This window comes from Thalassospira sp. ABD4_177 (assembly GCF_056160125.1).
The window spans coordinates 35,961-54,488 of the sequence record NZ_JBSWWO010000001.1; the positions used below are offsets into that span (position 1 = coordinate 35,961).

Consider the following 18,528-nt stretch of genomic DNA (forward strand, 5'->3'; position numbering starts at 1 on the left):
AACACGATATTGCTTAATTATGAGAAATGGCGCATAATTTTGGTATGAACGACTTAGCACGTACACCAAAACAGATCGGCAACACCATCCGTCGTGCGCGTAAAACCCGCGGCTGGAGCCAAACTGTACTTGGCCAGAAATCGAACCTAAGGCAGGAAACGATTTCTCTCATTGAGACTGGCAATCCCTCAGCACGCATGGATACTATTATGACCGTCCTTGCAGCACTTGAACTCGAACTTAGAATTCATGCCCGATCTCAGAGCTCCTCATCGGATATCGAGGACATATTCTAGTGCCACGGAAAGCAAAACATGCTCCACTAAACGTCTATCTAAATAACCGCTTGGTCGGGGCGCTAAGCAAACAGCCAAGTGGGGCTATCAAATTCGTATATGATGAAACCTGGCTGAACTGGGAACATACTTTTCCTATATCGCTGTCCCTGCCACTTCGGGAGGATGCCTATCGCGGTGAAGCCGTCGTCGCCGTATTCGACAACCTGCTGCCTGATTCAGACCTTCTACGCAAACGCGTTGCTGAGAAAGTTGGGGCACGCGGTATTGATGCTTACAGCCTACTTAAAACCATTGGGCGCGATTGCGTCGGTGCACTTCAATTTATGCCCGATGAAGCCCCACCAAGCACAGACAGCACCACAATTGATGGAGAACCCGTTTCCGAACAGGAAATTGAAAGAATTCTCAACAATCTGACTCAAGCCCCACTAGGACTTCAACCCGACGATGATTTCCGAATTTCCGTAGCTGGAGCGCAGGAAAAGACCGCTTTGCTTCACCACGAGGGAAGATGGTTAAAACCAAAGGGCACAACCCCAACAACACATCTTTTCAAAACTCAAATCGGACATCTACCAGAACGCATTGACCTAACGAACAGCGTTGAAAACGAGTTTTATTGTCTCCAGCTTTTCAAAGCATTTGGCCTTCCGGTTAACAATGCAGAAATCAAGATCTTTGGCAAAACCAAAGCCCTTGTAATCGAAAGGTTTGATAGACGCTGGACAAAAGACGGGCGTCTAATTCGCTTGCCCCAAGAAGACTGCTGCCAAAGCCTCTCAATTCCGCCCTCAATGAAATATCAAAATCAGGGCGGCCCCGGGATCGTTGACATTCTTGTTTTCCTTAAAGGAAGCGACAAACCAATCAGCGATCAAATACACTTCCTTAAGGCGCAGATCCTTTTCTGGCTAATCGGCGCAACCGATGGTCACGCCAAAAATTTCAGTGTTTTCTTGGGGCCCGGTGGCGGTTATTCACTTACACCGTTCTATGACATACTCACGACACAACCATGCCTGGACGCAAACCAAATAACGCGACGCCAGATGAAACCGGCGATGTCTGTTGGCAATAGTCGCCATAACCGAATTGACCAAATTTACGCGCGTCACTTTATTCAAACATCAGACTTGGCAGGATTGCCGCGACACATCATTCAAGAAATAATTGAACAACTCATAGAAACCGCACCCAAAGCCATTTCAGAACTTGAAAATACGCTGCCTGACGACTTCCCGGACGAAATTCACACTTCTATTCACAGGGCAATGAGTCGGCGATTAGACAGCCTCAAACTACCAACCGGGATGTAACTCAATCCGCCAGCGCCCGCGCAATCACCATCCGCTGGATATCCGACGTGCCTTCGTAAATCTGGCACACCCGGACATCGCGATAGATCCGCTCGACCGGGAAGTCTTTGAGATAGCCGTACCCGCCATGGATTTGAATGGCGGCGGAGCAAACCTCCTCGGCAATTTCAGACGCGTACATTTTCGCCATGCAGGCTTCGGTCAGACAGGGTTTGTGATCATCGCGCAGTTCTGCGGCGCAACCCACAATGACGTTGCTTGGCAGATCGGGGCTGGCTTGAATTATGCGCTTAGCGATCAGTGGAAAATTGATTTCTCTTATCGCTTCCTTGATATGGGTCAGGCACGCAGCAGCAAAAACGCCATAAGCGGCGTTACCCCAACCAAGCTCCGGCACGAAACACGTTTTGATCTACAAGCCCATGAAGTCTTGCTCGGCCTGCAATATCAATTCTGATTTCGGCAAGATTTGATTCCGACAAAGAGCACGACTTACAGTGACCAGCCATACAACAAAGCAACCCTGACCAATCCTGACATTCCGGACATTGTTGTTGCATTGCCCCTGCCTGATGGATATCTAGGACGCGCAGATTTTCTTGGGTTTAAGGTCTACACAATGCATTTACATTTTTCTCTACCAGCAAAATCATCCCGTCTCTGCCAAGCAGCGATTAAAGGCTCCATTGCGCTTTTAAGCATTGCCGGGGTAAGCCCCCCCGCACATGCAGATGACGGGTGGCTTTTTGCGCCGTATCTGCGTACAGATCTGGGATATTCCAGCACTGTTGACGATAATGCAGACCTGCTTGACGCTACCCCGGAACGCGATGTTATTGCGAACTCATCGCAAAATAGTGCCCGCTATCAGATCGGCGCAGGCCTGAAACTCAACAGCTTTTTGCGAACGGATTTGACACTGTCCTATCGCGATGGCCTGACCGAGGCAGAAAGCTACACCGACGCAGACGGCATTGCCAACAAAGCGGCAAACCGTTTGAGCGCAAACACTTTCGAAACATCGAACTGGTCGACAATGCTGAACGTTTATGTCGACCCGATGGCAGCAGCCGGGATCAAGACGGGGGCATTTTCCCCGTATTTGCAGGGCGGCATCGGCTGGGCACGCAACAAAACCAAAGATCTTGAATTCGCAAATGGTGAAACGCATTTTGGCGCAACCCATAATGATCTCGCATGGCAAGTCGGGGCAGGCCTGAACTACGCCATCACAGATCGCTGGAAAATCGACCTTTCCTACCGCTTTATCGACATGGGCGAAGCACGTGCGAGCAAAAACTTTGTGACCGGTGCCGGTACAGCAAATACCTTCGAGCGAGAAGCACGTTTTGACTTGCAGGCCCATGAAATCTTGCTCGGCCTGCAATATCAATTCTGATTGCGATACTGTTTGAAGATGAAGAGGGGCACGTTTTGCGTGCCCCTTTATTATTGGTTTACCATCAATCAGCAAGCGACCTTGCAATCACCATGCGCTGAATATCAGATGTGCCTTCGTAAATCTGGCAGACCCGCACATCACGGTAAATGCGCTCCACCGGGAAGTCCTTAAGATAGCCATAGCCGCCATGAATCTGGATCGCGGCCGAGCAGACTTCTTCGGCAATTTCAGACGCGAACATTTTCGCCATGCAAGCCTCTGTCAGGCAGGGCTTGTGATCATCGCGCAAGGTGGCGGCGCGCTGTACCAGCAACCGGGCGGCATCAATCTTGGTGGCCATATCCGCCAAACGAAACGCCACCGCCTGATGATCAATGATCTTCTTACCAAACGTTTCGCGTTCATTGGCATAGTCCTTGGCGGCCTCGAACGCCGCACGCGCCATGCCGACCGACTGGGCGGCAATGCCGATGCGCCCGCCTTCAAGATTGGCCAGCGCGATCTTGTAGCCCTGGCCTTCCTCGCCCAGCATATTTTCCGCCGGAACGCGGCATTCAACAAAGGTGATCTGGCAGGTGTCCGAGGCATTCTGACCAAGCTTTTCCTCAACCCGGGAAACGACATAGCCTGGCGTATCGGTCGGCACGATAAAGGCGGAAATGCCGCGCTTGCCCGCGTCCGGATCGGTCACGGCAAAGACGATGGCAACATCGCCTTCGGACCCCGATGTGATGAATTGCTTCGCACCATTCAGGATCCAGTGATCGCCATCGCGGACCGCGCGGGTGCGGAGTGCACTGGCATCCGATCCAGCCTGCGGTTCGGTCAGGCAAAAGGCCCCGATCTTTTCCCCGCGCGCCATCGGCACGAGAAATTCCTGTTTCTGTGCCTCTGTCCCGAATTTCAGGATCGGCATGCAGCCGACAGAGTTATGCACCGACATGATGGTCGAGGTTGCGCCGTCACCAGCGGCAATTTCTTCAAGCGCCAAGGCATAGGCGACATGATCCATGCCCGCCCCGCCATATTCCTCAGGCACCAGCATGCCCAAAAAGCCGAGCTCGCCCAGCCCGGCGATGGCTTCCGCCGGGAAGGTATGGTGGGTGTCCCATTTTGCGGCATTGGGTTTGAGTTCGTTTTCGGCAAACTCACGCGCGGTATCGCGCACCATGATCTGATGTTCTTCCAACCGCATGACGGCCATCCTCCCACTTAAAGGCGATGTCCGGCCCTGCGATCAGAAAACTGGTTTGATCAGACCGGGCTTATTCTTCGCCCTGAACAAATTTGTCCTGCGCGTCATCAAAGCGCCACAGGATCCCTTCTTTCATGCCGTACCACCAGCCATGCAGCTTGAGGTCACCGGCCTCGACCCGTTCCTTGATGAACGGGAATGTCATCAGGTTTTGCAGCGAGTTGCGCACCGAATGGCGCGATACCTTGTCGGCATCCGGGCCATGTTCGAGGCAGCATTTCGCAATGCTGACCCACTCGCCGATAAAGTCACGATCCGGCACCTTGCCGGTTTCGCCATGCTCGACCAGGGCCTGCATGCCCCCGCATGCCGAATGGCCGAGAATGACGATGTCCTTGACCTTGAGATCGCGCACCGCAAATTCGATTGCCGAAGACGTCCCGTGATAGTTTTCATCGGGCTCATAGGGCGGAACAAGGTTGGCCACGTTACGAATGACAAACATCTCGCCCGGTTCGGCATTGGTCAGAATGGCGGGATCAACGCGGGAATCAGAACAGGCAATCAGAAGTACTTCCGGTCGCTGGCCCATATTGACCAGGTCTTCGACGCGCTCCGGGCGCTGATCATAATACATCGCCTTGAAGCTCTTGAACCCGGCAAGCATCCGATCAACGGTTGGCTTTGGCATCTCGCGAAGTCCCCTATTCTGTATGACGCTGTCGCCAAAATAGGACCAATTCGCCCAAGTTGATAGCCCTCATTCACACCTTTTGAATCGTTTTAAACGTGCGATCTCCTTTGTTTTGATCCCAACAAAACCCTGACGTTTCTAGAAACGATCGGCGCGCAGCACCTGACAATCACTGATTGTGACAACGCCGATATGGCGGTCGACCACCTCGAATGCCGCCTCCAGCATCCGATCGAGTTTCTCAGGCCGGATGATGCAGATCACCTGAACCATGCCGCCGCCGCGCGACACGGTATCATCGCGGCTCCAATTGCCCGACCGCCCCGACCCGCCAAGCACGGGCAGAACGGAAAAGCCGGTCACACCCGCCCCCTCAAGCGCCTGGCGCAGGCGGCTTTCCATGATGGCTTCGATAATGATCGCCACGCGTTTGGCATCATGCTTTTCCATGGGATTAACCTCCGTGAACGGCGCTGGCGATGGCAAGATACAGCGGAATGCCAAGCGTCAGATTGAAGGGGAACGTCACACCAAGTGACAGCGTAAGATAGACCGACGGATTGGCTTCGGGCAGGGCAACACGCATCGCGGCGGGCACCGCGATATAACTTGCCGAGGCGCCCAGCACCATCAGCAGCACCGCCCCACCAAGCGACAAACCAATAATCAGCGCAAAGACCAGACCCAGGCACGATCCAATGATCGGCATCAACACCCCGAAGGCCAGCGGCCCCGGGCGCAACACCGCGCGCCCCTGTTTAAGACCACGTCCGGCAACCAGCCCCATATCAAGCAGGAACAGGCACAGAACCCCCTGGAAGGGCGAGACAATCAGCGCCTCGATCTTGGCCATGCCATCCGCACCGGTGATCCAGCCGATAAAGAAACTGCCGACCAGCAAAACGATTGAGCCATTCAGCAGGATTTCACGGATAAGCGCGCCATCCAAACGACCCTTGCCCCCAGATGAAACCAACAACAGGGCCGAGAATATGGCCGGTGCTTCCATCGCGGCGGCAACGGCGACCATATAACCCTCTGCCGCGATGCCCGAGCTTTGCAGGACCGAGGTTGCCGCGACAAAGGTAACAATCGAGATGGAACCATAATGCCCGGCGACTGCGGCCGCATCCGTGCGGCTCAGTTGTGATATCCAGCGCAGCAGGGCAAAGGCAATGAAGGGCAGAACAAAGGACAGGATCAAACCCGCCGCCAAGCTCATGCCCAATGTCAGGTCTATGCCGTTATTGGAAACGGCAACCCCGCCTTTGAAACCGATGGCAAACAGCAGATACAACGAGATCCCCTTGGCCACGGCTTCAGGGATCGTCAGATCCGATCGCGCTAGGGCGGCACCCACCCCCAGAACAAAGAATAGAACGATGGGCGACAGAAGATTTTGCGCCGCCAGGCTCAACACATCTTGCATGGCTGTCCCTTGACTGTGATTCCGCTGTGTCGCGCAGATAGCCTCGCCCCTGCGCCAAAAACGTCAATCCGATAGCAGGATCACGGTTTTCTGTCACCAGAAAGCCATCGGCTCTCGTCGCTGGGGCGTAACTTGGTTCACATAATTCTGGCGGGAGTTACAGGAGTTCGATTGCAACCGCAGTTGCTTCGCCACCCCCAATGCAAAGCGAGGCCACACCCTTTTTCCCGCCACGGGTCTTAAGCGCATGGATCAGGGTGACCAGCAAACGCGCACCGGTCGCACCAATCGGATGGCCGAGCGCACAGGCGCCGCCATGGACATTGACCTTGTCGTGGTCAAGTTCCAGATCCCGCATGGCCGCCATCGCCACCACCGCAAAGGCTTCGTTGATTTCCCAAAGATCGACATCGTCCTTGCTCCAACCAGCCTTACCCAGAACCTTCTTGATCGAGTCAATCGGGGCCGTCGTGAACCAGCACGGCTCCTGCGCATGGGTGGCCTGACCGGTGATTCTCGCCAGCGGCTTAAGCCCGCGCTTTTCGGCCTCGGACGCGCGCATCATGACAAGCGCAGCGGCCCCGTCGGAAATCGATGCAGAATGGGCGGCTGTCACCGTGCCATCCTTGGCAAAGGCCGGGCGCAGGGTCGGGATTTTCTCAGGTTTGGCTTTTGGCGGCTGTTCGTCGGCATCAATGGTGACCTCGCCCTTGCGGGTGGCGTAACTCACCGGGGCGATTTCATCACTGAAATGACCGGATTGCGCAGCCTCCTGCGCACGCTTGAGCGAGGTGATGGCATAGTCATCCTGTGCCTCGCGGCTAAAGCCGTATTTCTCGGCTGTTGCCTCGGCAAAGGTACCCATGGAGCGGCCCTTGTCATAGGCATCCTCCAGACCATCCAGCGCCATATGGTCATAAACCATGTCATGACCGTATTTATGACCCGACCGCATTTTTGGCAGCAGGAACGGCGCATTGGTCATGCTTTCCATGCCACCTACCACCATGACATCGGCACCACCGGCAACCAGCGTATCATGGGCAAACATCACGGCCTTCATGCCCGATCCGCACATCTTGTTGATCGTCGTCGCCCCCGCAGCCCGCGGGATACCGGCGCTCCAGGCGGCTTGACGGGCAGGTGCCTGCCCCTGACCGGCGGGCAGGACATTGCCCATGATGACTTCATCAATATCATCGGCTGACACACCACCGCGCGCGAGTGCGGCCTTGATGGCAACACCGCCCAGTTCGGATGCGGTCACAGTGGCAAAATCACCCTGCAGGCCACCCATCGGGGTACGTGCGCAGGAAACAATGACGATCGGGTCAGAAGTGCTCATGGTCAGGGTCCGTTTTGTGTTCGTGGGACGAGGGTTTTGGATAAAGCTCAGAACTCAGGCGGTTTCGCCAAACAGTTCACGGCCAATCAGCATACGGCGGATTTCGCTGGTGCCGGCACCGATTTCATAGAGCTTGGCATCGCGCAGCAAACGGCCTGTCGGATATTCATTGATATAGCCATTGCCGCCCAGCGTCTGAATGGCTTCCAGCGCCATCCAGGTCGCCTTTTCTGCGGCATAAAGGATCACACCCGCCGCATCCTTGCGCGAGGTTTCATCACGGTCGCACGCCTTGGCGACCTCATAGACATAGGCGCGGCACGCATTCATCGTAGTGTACATATCGGCAATCTTGCCCTGCATCAGCTGGAACTCACCAATCGCCTTACCGAACTGCTTGCGCTCATGGATATAGGGGACAACAACATCCATACAGGCGCGCATGATGCCCGTGGGGCCTGCGGCCAGAACCGCACGTTCATAATCAAGGCCGCTCATCAGAACGCGCACCCCGCCATTGAGCTGGCCGAGAATGTTTTCTTCGGGCACTTCGCAATCCTGGAACACCAATTCGCAAGTGTTTGACCCACGCATCCCCAGCTTGTCGAGCTTTTGCGCCGTCGAGAAGCCTTTGAACGTCTTTTCAATGATAAAGGCGGTAATGCCCTTGGCCCCGGCATCCGGGTCAGTTTTGGCGTAAACCACCAGGGTATCGGCATCCGGGCCGTTGGTGATCCACATCTTGTTGCCATTGAGGATATAGCGATCCCCCTTTTTCTCGGCCTTGAGCTTCATCGACACAACGTCCGATCCAGCACCCGGCTCGCTCATGGCAAGGGCGCCGATATGCTCGCCGCTCATCAGTTTGGGCAGGTATTTCGCCTTCTGTTCGGCTGTGGCGTTTCGTTTGAGCTGATTGACGCACAGGTTGGAATGCGCGCCATAAGAAAGGGCAACCGAGGCCGAAGCACGGCTGATTTCTTCCATTGCAATGACATGCTCAAGGTAACCAAGACCAGTCCCACCGTCTTCTTCGGACACCGTCATGCCGAGCAAGCCAAGATCACCGAACTTGCGCCACAGATCATTGGGGAACTGGTTGGTTTCATCAATCTCGGCCGCGCGCGGGGCGATTTCGGCCTCGGCAAAGGACGAGACGGTTTCGCGGATCGCTTCTGCGGTTTCGCCAAGATCGAACTTCAATCCGGGAAAGTCGAAAAATGCCATGATGGTGTTCCTGCCCTAGATGTTTTCTCGGTATTTTCTAACTGTTTCACGCGTGTTTCACGCTGGCGGTCTTATTTTTCGATAAAAGTGAATAATCGCTGCGATTATGCAACGTCATCCAATAATTCCGGCGGCAGCTTCATCACCTTGAGCGTCTGAAGCGATGTCGCACACAGAACCGGTTCATCATTCCTCATACCAAAGACATCGATGCGGGTGACAATGATTGAACGACCGCGTGAAACAACCTCGCCGACCGCACGGAGCTGATCGCCCAGACCGGGGGCAACGATGTTGAGTTTATATTCAATCGTCAGCATCCCTTGATCGGCCTCAACCAGGCTCCAGCCGGCAAACCCACCGGCGATGTCGGCCAAACCGGCGATCAGACCGCCATGGAAATAGCCGTTATGCTGAATAAGATCGGCGCGCGTTGGCACAATCACCTCAACCCGGCCCGGCTGCACATCAGCAACCTCCGCCCCGATCGACAGATTGTAGGGCTGCTGGGCAAAACGCTTGCGCACTTCGGCAGCGTAATCGGGGTTTTGCGGTTCAAACGAAGCCATGTCGCGATCCTGTGGTGAAGCCGACACGGTTATTAGGGACCGTACCGGGATATGACGCGACTCTGTTGTAGTTAACGTTAACGTTAACGTCAAATCAAATCGGCATAGCTATACCAATTTATGTCGAAAACCCGATTGAGGCACGGTATCCGGCGGCTTTTCCACGGGTTGGCGGGGTGTCCTGAGGCGAGAGGCTCTGGGCGGTTGGGGGCTCTGTGGCTAAAGGTTTTGGTCGATTGAGGGTTTCGGTCGATTGGGGACATTGGGCGGCTGGAGGCTTTGTGCCGCTGGGGGTTTCGGGTGGCCGGGGCTTTACTCGCACTGGGGCTTAGGGAGGTCCTCCGGCTGGCCGACTGGGGCAGCCGGCTGATTGGAGCGGTCAGGCGGCTTGAGCCAGAGCATCACGGCGGGCCGTGGGCAACGCAGGCGTGCTCCCTTAGGGAGTCGATGAAACGGGCGGCAGGGATGTTTGGGGCAGCATAACGCCCCGTCGCGTGTTCAGGCGCGTTGCATTGGCGGCGCGTTGCCTCGGTGGTGCGATGGATGCGTGTACAGTCCGGGAGGTGTCTGGCGCCCGCCGGGTGCAAAGACCGGGCGGGTTCGTCAGTCGGGTGCCTCAGGCGGGGTGGCCGCTGGGGTTCCGGCCGCACCGTTTCGGGCGCTCAGGCTGGCTGATGCCCTAGTTGGTGTGTTCGCCCCATTCCTGAATGCTGGCTTCGAGCAGTTCGGACATGACGCCGCGCGAGACGAGGTCGAAGACGGCGCGTGACAGGCGTCCGCGCAGTTCGCCGGTATTGCATTCGGATTTGTGCGACATGGTCAGATAGAGGTTTTCGGCACTGACCGGGGTCTCGTAGCTGCGGATATTGGTGATGTTTTCGTGTGCTGCGACCGCCTTGCCGGGGAATTCTTCATAGATCAGATATTCAGCCCGGTTGAGCGAGAGCATCTGAAGGCCCTGCTCGAGGCTGGGGACTTCGCGGATGGTCAGGTTGTGACGGGCATAAGCGTCAAATTCCTGTCCGAAACTGTTATTGATGACGGTCAGGCCTTCGATGCCGAGCAGATCGGACCACTGGCTATAGCCCAGATCAAGATTGTCGCGCGTCCAGATCAGGGTGCGGGTGCCCTGAAAAGCCGGATAGAAATAGTCCATGTAATCAAGGCGCGGCAGAGTCAGAAAAGCCCCGGCAATCATATCAAGGGTCCCGTCGCGCATGCGTTGCTGCACGCGGCCCCAATTGCCGGCATAGACCACATCAATCTCGATACCGGCGAACTCGCCGACCCGCTTGATGAATTCGGCCGCCGCCCCGTTAAGGGTTTCACCATCCTTGGCGACCCAGAGATAGGGCGGATAATCCGGATTGCCCGAGGCAACCAGACGGGTGCAGTCGCGCTGCCCGTCGGCATCGCGCACACCGCCGTTTTCATCGGATTGCGCGCGAAGCGGCGCCGAACCTATCACTGTGGCCAAAAACACGGCCAAAGATGCAAGCCAGATCTTCATCATTACCACTCTTTCCCTGCCTGCCGCCCAATCCAGGGCTACATGCAGATCAGAAAAATTAATCTTAGGTGTAGCAAATTTAGTTCAATTCCACACTAAGGGATAGGTCTAAATGCGTATTAATCGAAATTCGAGATCGGGGAACACACGCCAAAATGGCGAAGGACCAGCTGTTGCCAGCCGGTCCCCCGTATGTGTTTTTTATGAAGTTCTGTGCTCCGACATGACGCCTGGGCGATGTCGGTCCCCTGCACAGCCTTCAATCCGTGCCTGCAAACAAGCGGGGCAGACTTACGCCGAACGGCGTTTCATGCCCTGGTTGCCACCACGGTTGTCGCGACGCGGACGATCATTGAAGTCACGACGTCCACCATCACGATTGTCACCACGGGCGCCATCGCGGCCGCGGAAGTTACCACCGCGATCACCACGCGGCTTGTCGCCGAAACGACGTTCGTCACGGTTGCCACCTTCGCCACGGCCTTCACCACGGGGACGGAAGTTGCCACCACGACCGCCACCATTGCGATCTTCACGATCGCCGCGCGGCGGACGGTCATCATTGTCAAAGCGCGGTTTGCGGAAATCACGATCTTCGCGGCGCGGGCGATCATTGAAGTCACGACGACCGCCACCATCACGGGCAGCGCGTTCACCTTCGCCCCGGCCACCGGCACGGCCGCCATCACGACCGCCGCCAAAGCCACGACCGCGACCACCGTCACGATTGTCACCACGGGCACCATCACGTCCGCCGCCGAAGCCACCACGGCCACGGCCACCATCGCGACCACCGCCAAAGCCGCCGCGACCGCCGCCGAAGCCACGACCACCGTCACGGCCACCACGACCGCGACCACCGCCACCAGCACCGAACGAACGGGGCGGCGGAGCAGCATGGAATTCGTGATCTTCGTCGATCTCGACTTCCTGTTTGATCAGGCGTTCGATGTTGCGCAGCAGGCGGATGTCACGCGGTTCGCAGAACGAAATCGCGATGCCTTCGGCACTGCCACGACCGGTACGACCGATACGGTGAACATAGCTGTCGGTATCCTGGGGCAGATCATAGTTGATCACGTGCGTAATGCCCGGAACGTCGATACCACGTGCCGCAACATCGGTTGCGATCAGCACAGGGAAACGGCCATTGCGGAAGTTGCGCAGGATTTTCTGACGGATGCGCTGCTGCTTGTCGCCATGGATGGCGTCGCTGTCGACCCCTTCATCGCGCAGCTGGAACGACAGTTCGTCGGCATCTGCCTTGGTTTTGGTGAAGACCAGAACACGTTCGGCTTCATCACGCTTGAGCAGCTGAACCAGAAGCTTGGTCTTGTCGTGACGTTTCACGAACATGCCACGCTGGGTTACGCGCTCGGTGACACTGGCCTGCGGTGCGGTTTCGACCTTGACCGGGTTTTTGAGCAGACGATCGGTCAGATGTTTGACTTCGGCCGGCATGGTTGCCGAGAACATCACGGTCTGATGATCGTTCGGCAGAAGTTCGGCAACGGTCAGAACGTCTTCGGAGAAGCCCATGTCGAGCATGCGGTCGGCTTCATCAAGAATGAAGACTTCGACATCGTCAAAACGCACGGTGTTGCGCGACATGTGATCCAGCAAACGGCCCGGGGTCGCAACCAGGATATCCACGCCACGGCGCAGTTCTTGAATCTGCGGGCCCATCGGAGAGCCGCCAAAGACAACAGAGGAAAACAGGCGGATGCCTTTTTTGAAATCACGCAGGCACTGGCCGATCTGGGTCGCCAGTTCGCGGGTCGGCGCCAGAATAACGGCACGCGGCTGACCCGGTTTCGGGCGCTTGGGATTTTCAGCAAGGCGCTGCAGCAATGGCAGGCAGAAAGCGGCCGTTTTGCCGCCACCTGTATGGGAAATACCCATCAGGTCATTGCCTTCTAGAAGGGCCGGGATGGTGGCTGCCTGAATTTCGGTCGGCGCCGTAAACCCGGTCGCTTCAACATTGCGCAGCAGGGGCTCGATCAGTTTGAGCCCGTTAAAATCAGTCATAAAGGAAAGTCCTTCGTTTATCCGGTCGGCGACATGTTAACGCCTAAAGTGCCTGCCCAAACGCAGTCATGACCGGTGCTTGGCAAAGAGCCAGCGTCGGACCCGCATGAGAGGCAAATGATGTGAGGCCATACCGTCATCACGATACAGCCGCCCTCGCCTTTTCATACAGTTCCTGACAGCTCATTCTGTCTTTGCAAGCGAAGGAATGAGCGGGGTGATACAGGGCATTTGACCAGAAGTCAAACAATCCCCGCGCCGATCAGCCATGCAAAAACGCATTTCTATCCTGTTGGCGGCGATGAATGTCACAACCATGTAATACAGCGTGCGCCTATTCTTAATTATCTAGTTGCACAAACGAGCGTATATTCTGGAGACGCTACAAACGCCTAGAAGGGGATAATCATGCGATTCCGGGTCGTCTCGGGGATCTTCTCGATTCCCGCCATTTGTCTTGTAGTGCTGCTGGCAATTATCGCCACAGTTGCTCTGAACTATCAAACCAGTCTTCGAAATGCGAAATTTGAACAGATTTCGCATCTGACCGAAGGCGCCGTCACCATCGTCAATAATTATATCGCCAAGGCCAAAAGCGGCGAGATGACCGAAGACGAAGCCAAGGCTGCGGCCCTGGATGTGCTCAATGCATACCGGTTTGACGGGCAGAACTATGTCTATGCGACAGACTACAATTACTGCATGCAGCTCGATCCGCTGAGCCCTGAAGACGTTGGCAAGTGCAATCCCGACAGCAGGGTGCGCAACATGATCGTTGCCGCAGCCAAAGCCGGTGGCGATGTCATCCTTTATGAAACCAAAAAGCCCGGCGAAGGTGACAAACTGATCGAGAAAGCCGCCTATGTCCGCCCAATCCCGGAATGGAACTGGGCCATTGGTGCTGGCGTCTATATGGATGATGTTAAGGCAGAATTTATTTCTGTCATGCAGCACATCGCGATCATTTCCGTCATTGCGATCATTATCGCCGGTGTCTTGTCATGGCTTGTCGGTACGCGGATTGCCCAAAGCATTGTTGGCATGAACAGCAGCATTCGCACGATTGCCGACGGTGATTATCAGGCACCGGTCGAAACCGAATCGCGTTTTGTTGAAATTGGCGACATGGCAGCCGGTGTTCTGGCGCTGCGTGACAAGTCGGCACAGGCGCAGCAGCTTGAAGCCGATGCGGCCGTGCAGAAACAAAAGGCTGAGGAAGAACGTCGCAGCAATATTCGCGGAATTGCCGAAAAGCTTGAAAGCGAAGTCGGTGGCATTGCCAGTGCGGTGGACCGTTCGGTTCAGCGCAGCGCCGATCTTGCTGTGAGCATGTCGCAAAGTGCGGATGGCATTTTGGGCCAGAGCCAGCAGGTTGCATCCGCCGCCGGCGAAGTTTCGCAGAATGTGGATGCGGTTGCCGCCGCGACCGAGCAACTTTCATCGTCGATTACCGAAATCAACATGCAGATTTCGCAAATGTCAAACACGGTGGAACGGGCAACTGATGAAAGCCAGAGCGCATCAAACGACGTCGCAGGCCTGTCGGAGACGGTCGACAAGATCAAGGAAATCATTGGCCTGATCAACGACATTGCTGCTCAAACCAACCTTCTGGCCCTGAACGCGACCATCGAGGCGGCGCGTGCGGGTGAAGCTGGCAAAGGGTTTGCGGTTGTCGCCAACGAGGTCAAAAACCTTGCGACCCAGACGGCAAAGGCGACCGACGAAATTGCAGCACAGATCAACGATATTGTTGATGGCACCGAACGTGCCGTAACCGGCATTTCGCGGGTGTCGGAAACCATCGAACAGGTCCGGGGCGCATCAACTGCCATTGCGGCCGCCATTGAAGAACAGGGTGCGGCAACACAGGAAATCTCGGGCAATGCCAATCGCAGTGCGGATGGCGTCAAACAGATTTCCCAAAGCGTTGATGAAACCATGAAGAATGCGCAAGGCACCACCAACGACGCAGACGAACTGAAATCGGCATCGGCAGAGCTTTCAGACCGCTCAGCCGAACTGAGCCAGATCATCAAACGGTTCTCGTCCGACTTGCTCAAGCAATCTGAAGGCTGAACGACAAGCTTCCCAACAAAGAAGGCCGCCCCGATTGGGCGGCCTTTTTTCTCGAAACCAGTTCTAGAAATAATCTAACCGACTTTCACCACAGCACACTTAAGCTTTCCACTTACGTCCCGCCAATCAACGACGTAGTTTCCTTGGATATCAATCGATATCGGTTCCTTGCCCGTTGGCTTCGCTATCGTACCTGTTAAAGGCCTTCCCGCGCGAAAGTACCCATATATCCCTTCATTCCGCCCTGTATAAAACAAGTCGCTATCGGCAAATATAACCGCATAACTCTCAGAAAAACCCGCCCGAACCAGCTGTTCAGCAAAAACAATATCTTTGCAGAAACTGAACATTTGCTCCGGAACTTGACCATTGCGAGGAAATTTCAACTCTACGGCAGCTCTGTAGCTATGGTCAGCTCCGTCAAACACAGAAATATCGATTTCTTTTTTTATGAATTCAGCTTTTCTGAGGCCGAAGAAACTGACGTTCCGTTCGAACTGAATCTTGAATCCCGAAAGATGCTGACGCAAGAAAACGCCCAGCTCGTGTTGAAGACTGAACTCGTTATAAATCTCAAAATGCCCGTCCTTAACTCCAGCACAAAACAGATCAAATAATCTGAGTATTTCTCCGTTCACCATCATTCCGCCGGAAGGTTGTTTTCCTTGCGGAAGGAATGGGCCGGATAGACGCCGAGAATGCGGACTTCGTGGGAAAAGAATTGCAATTCTTCGAGCGCGTGGCGCAGACCAAGCTGTTCGGGATGGGCTTCGACTTCGGCGAAGAACTGGGTCGCGGTGAAGTGGCCTTCGACCATGTAGCTTTCAAGCTTGGTCATGTTGATGCCGTTGGTGGCAAAACCGCCCAACGCCTTGTAAAGGGCGGCGGCGACGTTGCGCACGCGGAAGACGAAGCTTGTCACGACCGGGGTGCCGTCATTGGCGATATCAAGAGGTTCGCGCGCCAGAATGATGAAGCGCGTGGTGTTGTGGGCAGCGTCTTCGACCTCGGTACGCAGCACATCAAGACCATAAATCTCGGCCGCGAGTGCCGGGGCAATGGCAGCGATGGATTTATCGCCACGATCAGCGACTTCTTTGGCACAGCCGGCGGTATCGGGGCCGACCACAGCATTCACACCCAGCTCCTTGCGCAGTTTGCGGCATTGGCCGAGCGCGTGAACGTGGCTATGGATTTCCTTGATGTCTTCGATCTTGGTACCGGGCACGGCGACCAGCGCGTGGTTAATGCGCAGGAAGGTTTCGCCGATAATATGAACACCGGATTCCGGCAGGATGTGATGCACATCGGCGACGCGACCGGCCAGCGTGTTATCAATCGGGATCACCGCCAGATCGACATCGCCTTCTTCGAGTGCGCCAAATGCGCCTTCAAAGGTCCTGTACGGTACTGTCGTTGCACCCGGAAAGGTGCCGCGGGCTGCCTGATCCGAATAGGCACCGTGCATTCCCTGAAAAGCGATCCTTTGTTGCGCAGTCATCTGGCTGTTTCCTGAAGTGGTCATAAAGTCTTGTTATAGAGCTGCTTCATTGCGAAGCGGCTGCATAGAAAACCCCAATTACGCGCCCAAGACAAGTCGTGCGCGTTCAAGGTCTTCGGGTGTATCGACACCAAGCGGCACACCATCGACCAGGGCAACCGCGATCACCATGCCGTTTTCAAGCGCACGCAGCTGTTCGAGCTTTTCGCGTTGTTCAAGTTCGGCGGGCGGCAGTTCGACAAAGCGGTTAAGCGCCGCGCGGCGATAGGTATAAAGACCGATGTGATGATAAAGCGGCCCGTCGCCATGCGGGGCGGTTGCGCGGGTGAAATAAAGGGCACGCGCGACCCGGCCCGTGCCAAAGGCCGCGACCGCCTTGACCACATTGGGGTTGGTGCGTTCTTCTTCGCGTTTGATTTCGGCCGCCAGGGTGGCGATATCCACATCGGGATCCGCAAGCGGTTCAAACACCGCGCGGATGTCGACGGCATCAATGGTCGGCAGATCGCCCTGCACATTGACCACGGCATCAAACTTGCCGGCGGGATCAAACGTCTCGAGCGCCTGATGGACGCGGTCCGATCCGCTGGGCAGATCCGGATCGGTCAGAACGGCGATGCCCCCGGCAGCGGTCACCGCATCGGCGATTTCCTGTTCGGCGCAAGCGACCAGAACCGGGCCGATTCCCGCCTCGGTCGCGCGCTTCCAAACCTGAACGATCATTGGTTCGCCACAGATATCGGCCAGCGGTTTATTGGGCAAACGCGTGGACGCCATTCGGGCGGGAATTACAACGACAGGATTGCGCGGGGTCGACATTTCTTCACTCCGTTCAGGCACAAAACACCCGTTTTTTGATCTTGCGCAAAGCGTGATGTGAACAAGCGATGGCAGAACACAGGTATGAATCGGCGCGACATTAGCCGGTTTTGGTGGGCAGGCGAAAGGCGGAATCGTTTTTCAAGGGCACCAAGGGCAGGACTTAGACGAAAGTTCTAAAGCATGGATATTCGCCTTGGTGTTTAAGAAAGGTTGATGCAAATCGCTGAAACGTATAGTTTCCCACCGACCAGTTTTGCCTGCGGTTACACGTGTGTTTCTCTTCAACGAGGATTGCCGGGGACGCATGGTTAGAACATAAAGATAAAACCTGAGAGTGATTAGGCTGTAACGGGGTCCCGTCATGAACACGATGGAAATCAACAAGATCGTCGCCGGCGTTATTTGTGCTGTGCTTCTGGTAGTGGTTGTCGGCAAGGTCGGCAGCGCACTGGTCAGTCCCGATGAACTGGAAGCACCGGTATATCCGTTCTCCGAAGATGTGATGGCGGGTGCCAGTGCCCCGGCCGCCGCACCGGCCGCACCGGCTGGCCCGGAACCGATTCTTGCCATGCTGGCATCTGCCGACATGGGTGACGGCGAGAAAGTCTTCAAAAAATGCGCATCCTGCCATGATGTCGAAAAAGGCGGCCCGAACAAAACCGGCCCGAACCTTTATGGCATCGTTGGTGCGGCCTTTGCCCACAAGGATGACTTCTCCTATTCCGACGGTATGGCCAACCATGGCGGTACCTGGGGCTTTGAAGAGCTGAACGCGTTCCTGTACAAGCCGCGCGATTACATCGATGGCACCAAGATGAGCTTTGGCGGTCTGAAAAAGGCATCTGACCGTGCAGCGGTTATTGCCTGGTTGAACAGCAAATCCGACAACCCGGTTGCCCTGCCCGACCCGGCCGCAATTGAAGCCGCCGAGGCGGTCGATGAAGCAGCCGAAGCGGTTGAGGAAGTCGTTGACGAAGCAGCAGAAGCCGTTGAAGGCGCTGTTGAAGAAGCAGGCGACGCGGTTGAAGAAGTCACCGCACAGTAGAAATTACGCCTGACCAGAGATTTCAGGTCAGCACCGAATTCGCAGGGGACAGGAAACTGTCCCCTGT

18 protein-coding genes and 1 pseudogene are annotated in these 18,528 nt (G+C 55.8%); 6 read left to right on the plus strand and 13 right to left on the minus strand.

Annotation, left to right across the window (positions count from 1 at the left end; all coding sequences use genetic code 11):
- Positions 1-44 precede the first annotated feature (44 nt).
- On the plus strand, positions 45-296 hold the full coding sequence (locus ACXAF0_RS00185) for a helix-turn-helix domain-containing protein (protein WP_475342739.1): 252 nt from the start codon (positions 45-47) through the stop codon (positions 294-296).
- Complete coding sequence (locus ACXAF0_RS00190) at positions 296-1,615, plus strand: type II toxin-antitoxin system HipA family toxin (protein ID WP_475342741.1); 1,320 nt, start codon at positions 296-298, stop codon at positions 1,613-1,615. The genes ACXAF0_RS00185 and ACXAF0_RS00190 overlap by 1 nt, the downstream gene beginning before the upstream one ends.
- Position 1,616: 1 nt before the next feature.
- Here the strand turns inward: ACXAF0_RS00190 and ACXAF0_RS00195 are convergent.
- Positions 1,617-1,853 (minus strand): annotated as a pseudogene (locus ACXAF0_RS00195) (acyl-CoA dehydrogenase family protein); the annotation flags it as partial.
- Between ACXAF0_RS00195 and ACXAF0_RS00200 the strand changes: the two are divergent.
- A complete protein-coding gene (locus ACXAF0_RS00200; RefSeq protein WP_475342743.1) occupies positions 1,743-2,072 on the plus strand; it encodes an outer membrane protein in 330 nt (109 codons plus the stop codon). The pseudogene ACXAF0_RS00195 and the gene ACXAF0_RS00200 sit on opposite strands and share 111 nt — an antisense overlap.
- A gap of 12 nt (positions 2,073-2,084) precedes the next feature.
- The gene (locus ACXAF0_RS00205) at positions 2,085-3,014 is read left to right on the plus strand and encodes an outer membrane protein (RefSeq protein ID WP_475342746.1); all 930 of its coding nucleotides are present in this window, start codon (positions 2,085-2,087) and stop codon (positions 3,012-3,014) included.
- Positions 3,015-3,078: 64 nt separating this feature from the next.
- On the opposite strand, the gene ACXAF0_RS00210 is transcribed toward ACXAF0_RS00205, so the two are convergent.
- The 9 genes from ACXAF0_RS00210 to ACXAF0_RS00250 form a co-directional block, all read right to left on the minus strand.
- Positions 3,079-4,212 carry an acyl-CoA dehydrogenase gene (locus ACXAF0_RS00210; RefSeq protein ID WP_475342750.1) on the minus strand — a complete coding sequence of 378 codons (1,134 nt, stop codon included), beginning with the start codon at positions 4,210-4,212 and terminating at the stop codon, positions 3,079-3,081.
- 70 nt (positions 4,213-4,282) lie between these two features.
- Positions 4,283-4,903 carry a carbonic anhydrase gene (locus ACXAF0_RS00215; protein WP_475342752.1) on the minus strand — a complete coding sequence of 207 codons (621 nt, stop codon included), beginning with the start codon at positions 4,901-4,903 and terminating at the stop codon, positions 4,283-4,285.
- Between the two features lie 141 nt (positions 4,904-5,044).
- Entirely contained in the window at positions 5,045-5,356 is a 312-nt protein-coding gene (locus tag ACXAF0_RS00220) for a P-II family nitrogen regulator (protein ID WP_475342755.1), read from the minus strand.
- Between the two features lie 4 nt (positions 5,357-5,360).
- Positions 5,361-6,335: a sodium-dependent bicarbonate transport family permease gene (locus ACXAF0_RS00225; RefSeq protein WP_475342757.1), complete on the minus strand. Its 975-nt coding sequence runs from the start codon at positions 6,333-6,335 to the stop codon at positions 5,361-5,363.
- A gap of 157 nt (positions 6,336-6,492) precedes the next feature.
- On the minus strand, positions 6,493-7,680 hold the full coding sequence (locus ACXAF0_RS00230; RefSeq protein ID WP_475342759.1) for an acetyl-CoA C-acyltransferase: 1,188 nt from the start codon (positions 7,678-7,680) through the stop codon (positions 6,493-6,495).
- 54 nt (positions 7,681-7,734) lie between these two features.
- A complete protein-coding gene (locus ACXAF0_RS00235) occupies positions 7,735-8,907 on the minus strand; it encodes an isovaleryl-CoA dehydrogenase (RefSeq protein ID WP_475342762.1) in 1,173 nt (390 codons plus the stop codon).
- Positions 8,908-9,011: 104 nt separating this feature from the next.
- Positions 9,012-9,476 carry a PaaI family thioesterase gene (locus ACXAF0_RS00240; protein WP_475342764.1) on the minus strand — a complete coding sequence of 155 codons (465 nt, stop codon included), beginning with the start codon at positions 9,474-9,476 and terminating at the stop codon, positions 9,012-9,014.
- Positions 9,477-10,155: 679 nt separating this feature from the next.
- On the minus strand, positions 10,156-10,989 hold the full coding sequence (locus ACXAF0_RS00245; RefSeq protein ID WP_475342766.1) for a substrate-binding periplasmic protein: 834 nt from the start codon (positions 10,987-10,989) through the stop codon (positions 10,156-10,158).
- Positions 10,990-11,277: 288 nt separating this feature from the next.
- Positions 11,278-13,014, minus strand: a complete 1,737-nt coding sequence (locus ACXAF0_RS00250) for a DEAD/DEAH box helicase (RefSeq protein WP_475342768.1) — start codon at positions 13,012-13,014, stop codon at positions 11,278-11,280.
- A gap of 408 nt (positions 13,015-13,422) precedes the next feature.
- On the opposite strand from ACXAF0_RS00250, the gene ACXAF0_RS00255 reads away from it, so the two are divergent.
- Positions 13,423-15,093, plus strand: a complete 1,671-nt coding sequence (locus tag ACXAF0_RS00255) for a methyl-accepting chemotaxis protein (protein WP_475342770.1) — start codon at positions 13,423-13,425, stop codon at positions 15,091-15,093.
- A gap of 74 nt (positions 15,094-15,167) precedes the next feature.
- Here the strand turns inward: ACXAF0_RS00255 and ACXAF0_RS00260 are convergent, their stop codons facing one another.
- From ACXAF0_RS00260 to ACXAF0_RS00270, 3 genes are all read right to left on the minus strand, one after another.
- Entirely contained in the window at positions 15,168-15,737 is a 570-nt protein-coding gene (locus ACXAF0_RS00260) for a hypothetical protein (protein WP_475342771.1), read from the minus strand.
- On the minus strand, positions 15,734-16,594 hold the full coding sequence (locus ACXAF0_RS00265) for a prephenate dehydratase (protein WP_475342773.1): 861 nt from the start codon (positions 16,592-16,594) through the stop codon (positions 15,734-15,736). Before ACXAF0_RS00265 ends, ACXAF0_RS00260 begins: the two co-directional genes overlap by 4 nt.
- 78 nt (positions 16,595-16,672) lie before the next feature.
- Positions 16,673-17,413, minus strand: a complete 741-nt coding sequence (locus ACXAF0_RS00270; protein ID WP_475342775.1) for a 3-deoxy-manno-octulosonate cytidylyltransferase — start codon at positions 17,411-17,413, stop codon at positions 16,673-16,675.
- A 364-nt stretch (positions 17,414-17,777) separates the two neighbouring features.
- Between ACXAF0_RS00270 and ACXAF0_RS00275 the strand changes: the two genes are divergently transcribed.
- A complete protein-coding gene (locus tag ACXAF0_RS00275; protein WP_475342777.1) occupies positions 17,778-18,461 on the plus strand; it encodes a c-type cytochrome in 684 nt (227 codons plus the stop codon).
- Positions 18,462-18,528 lie beyond the last annotated feature (67 nt).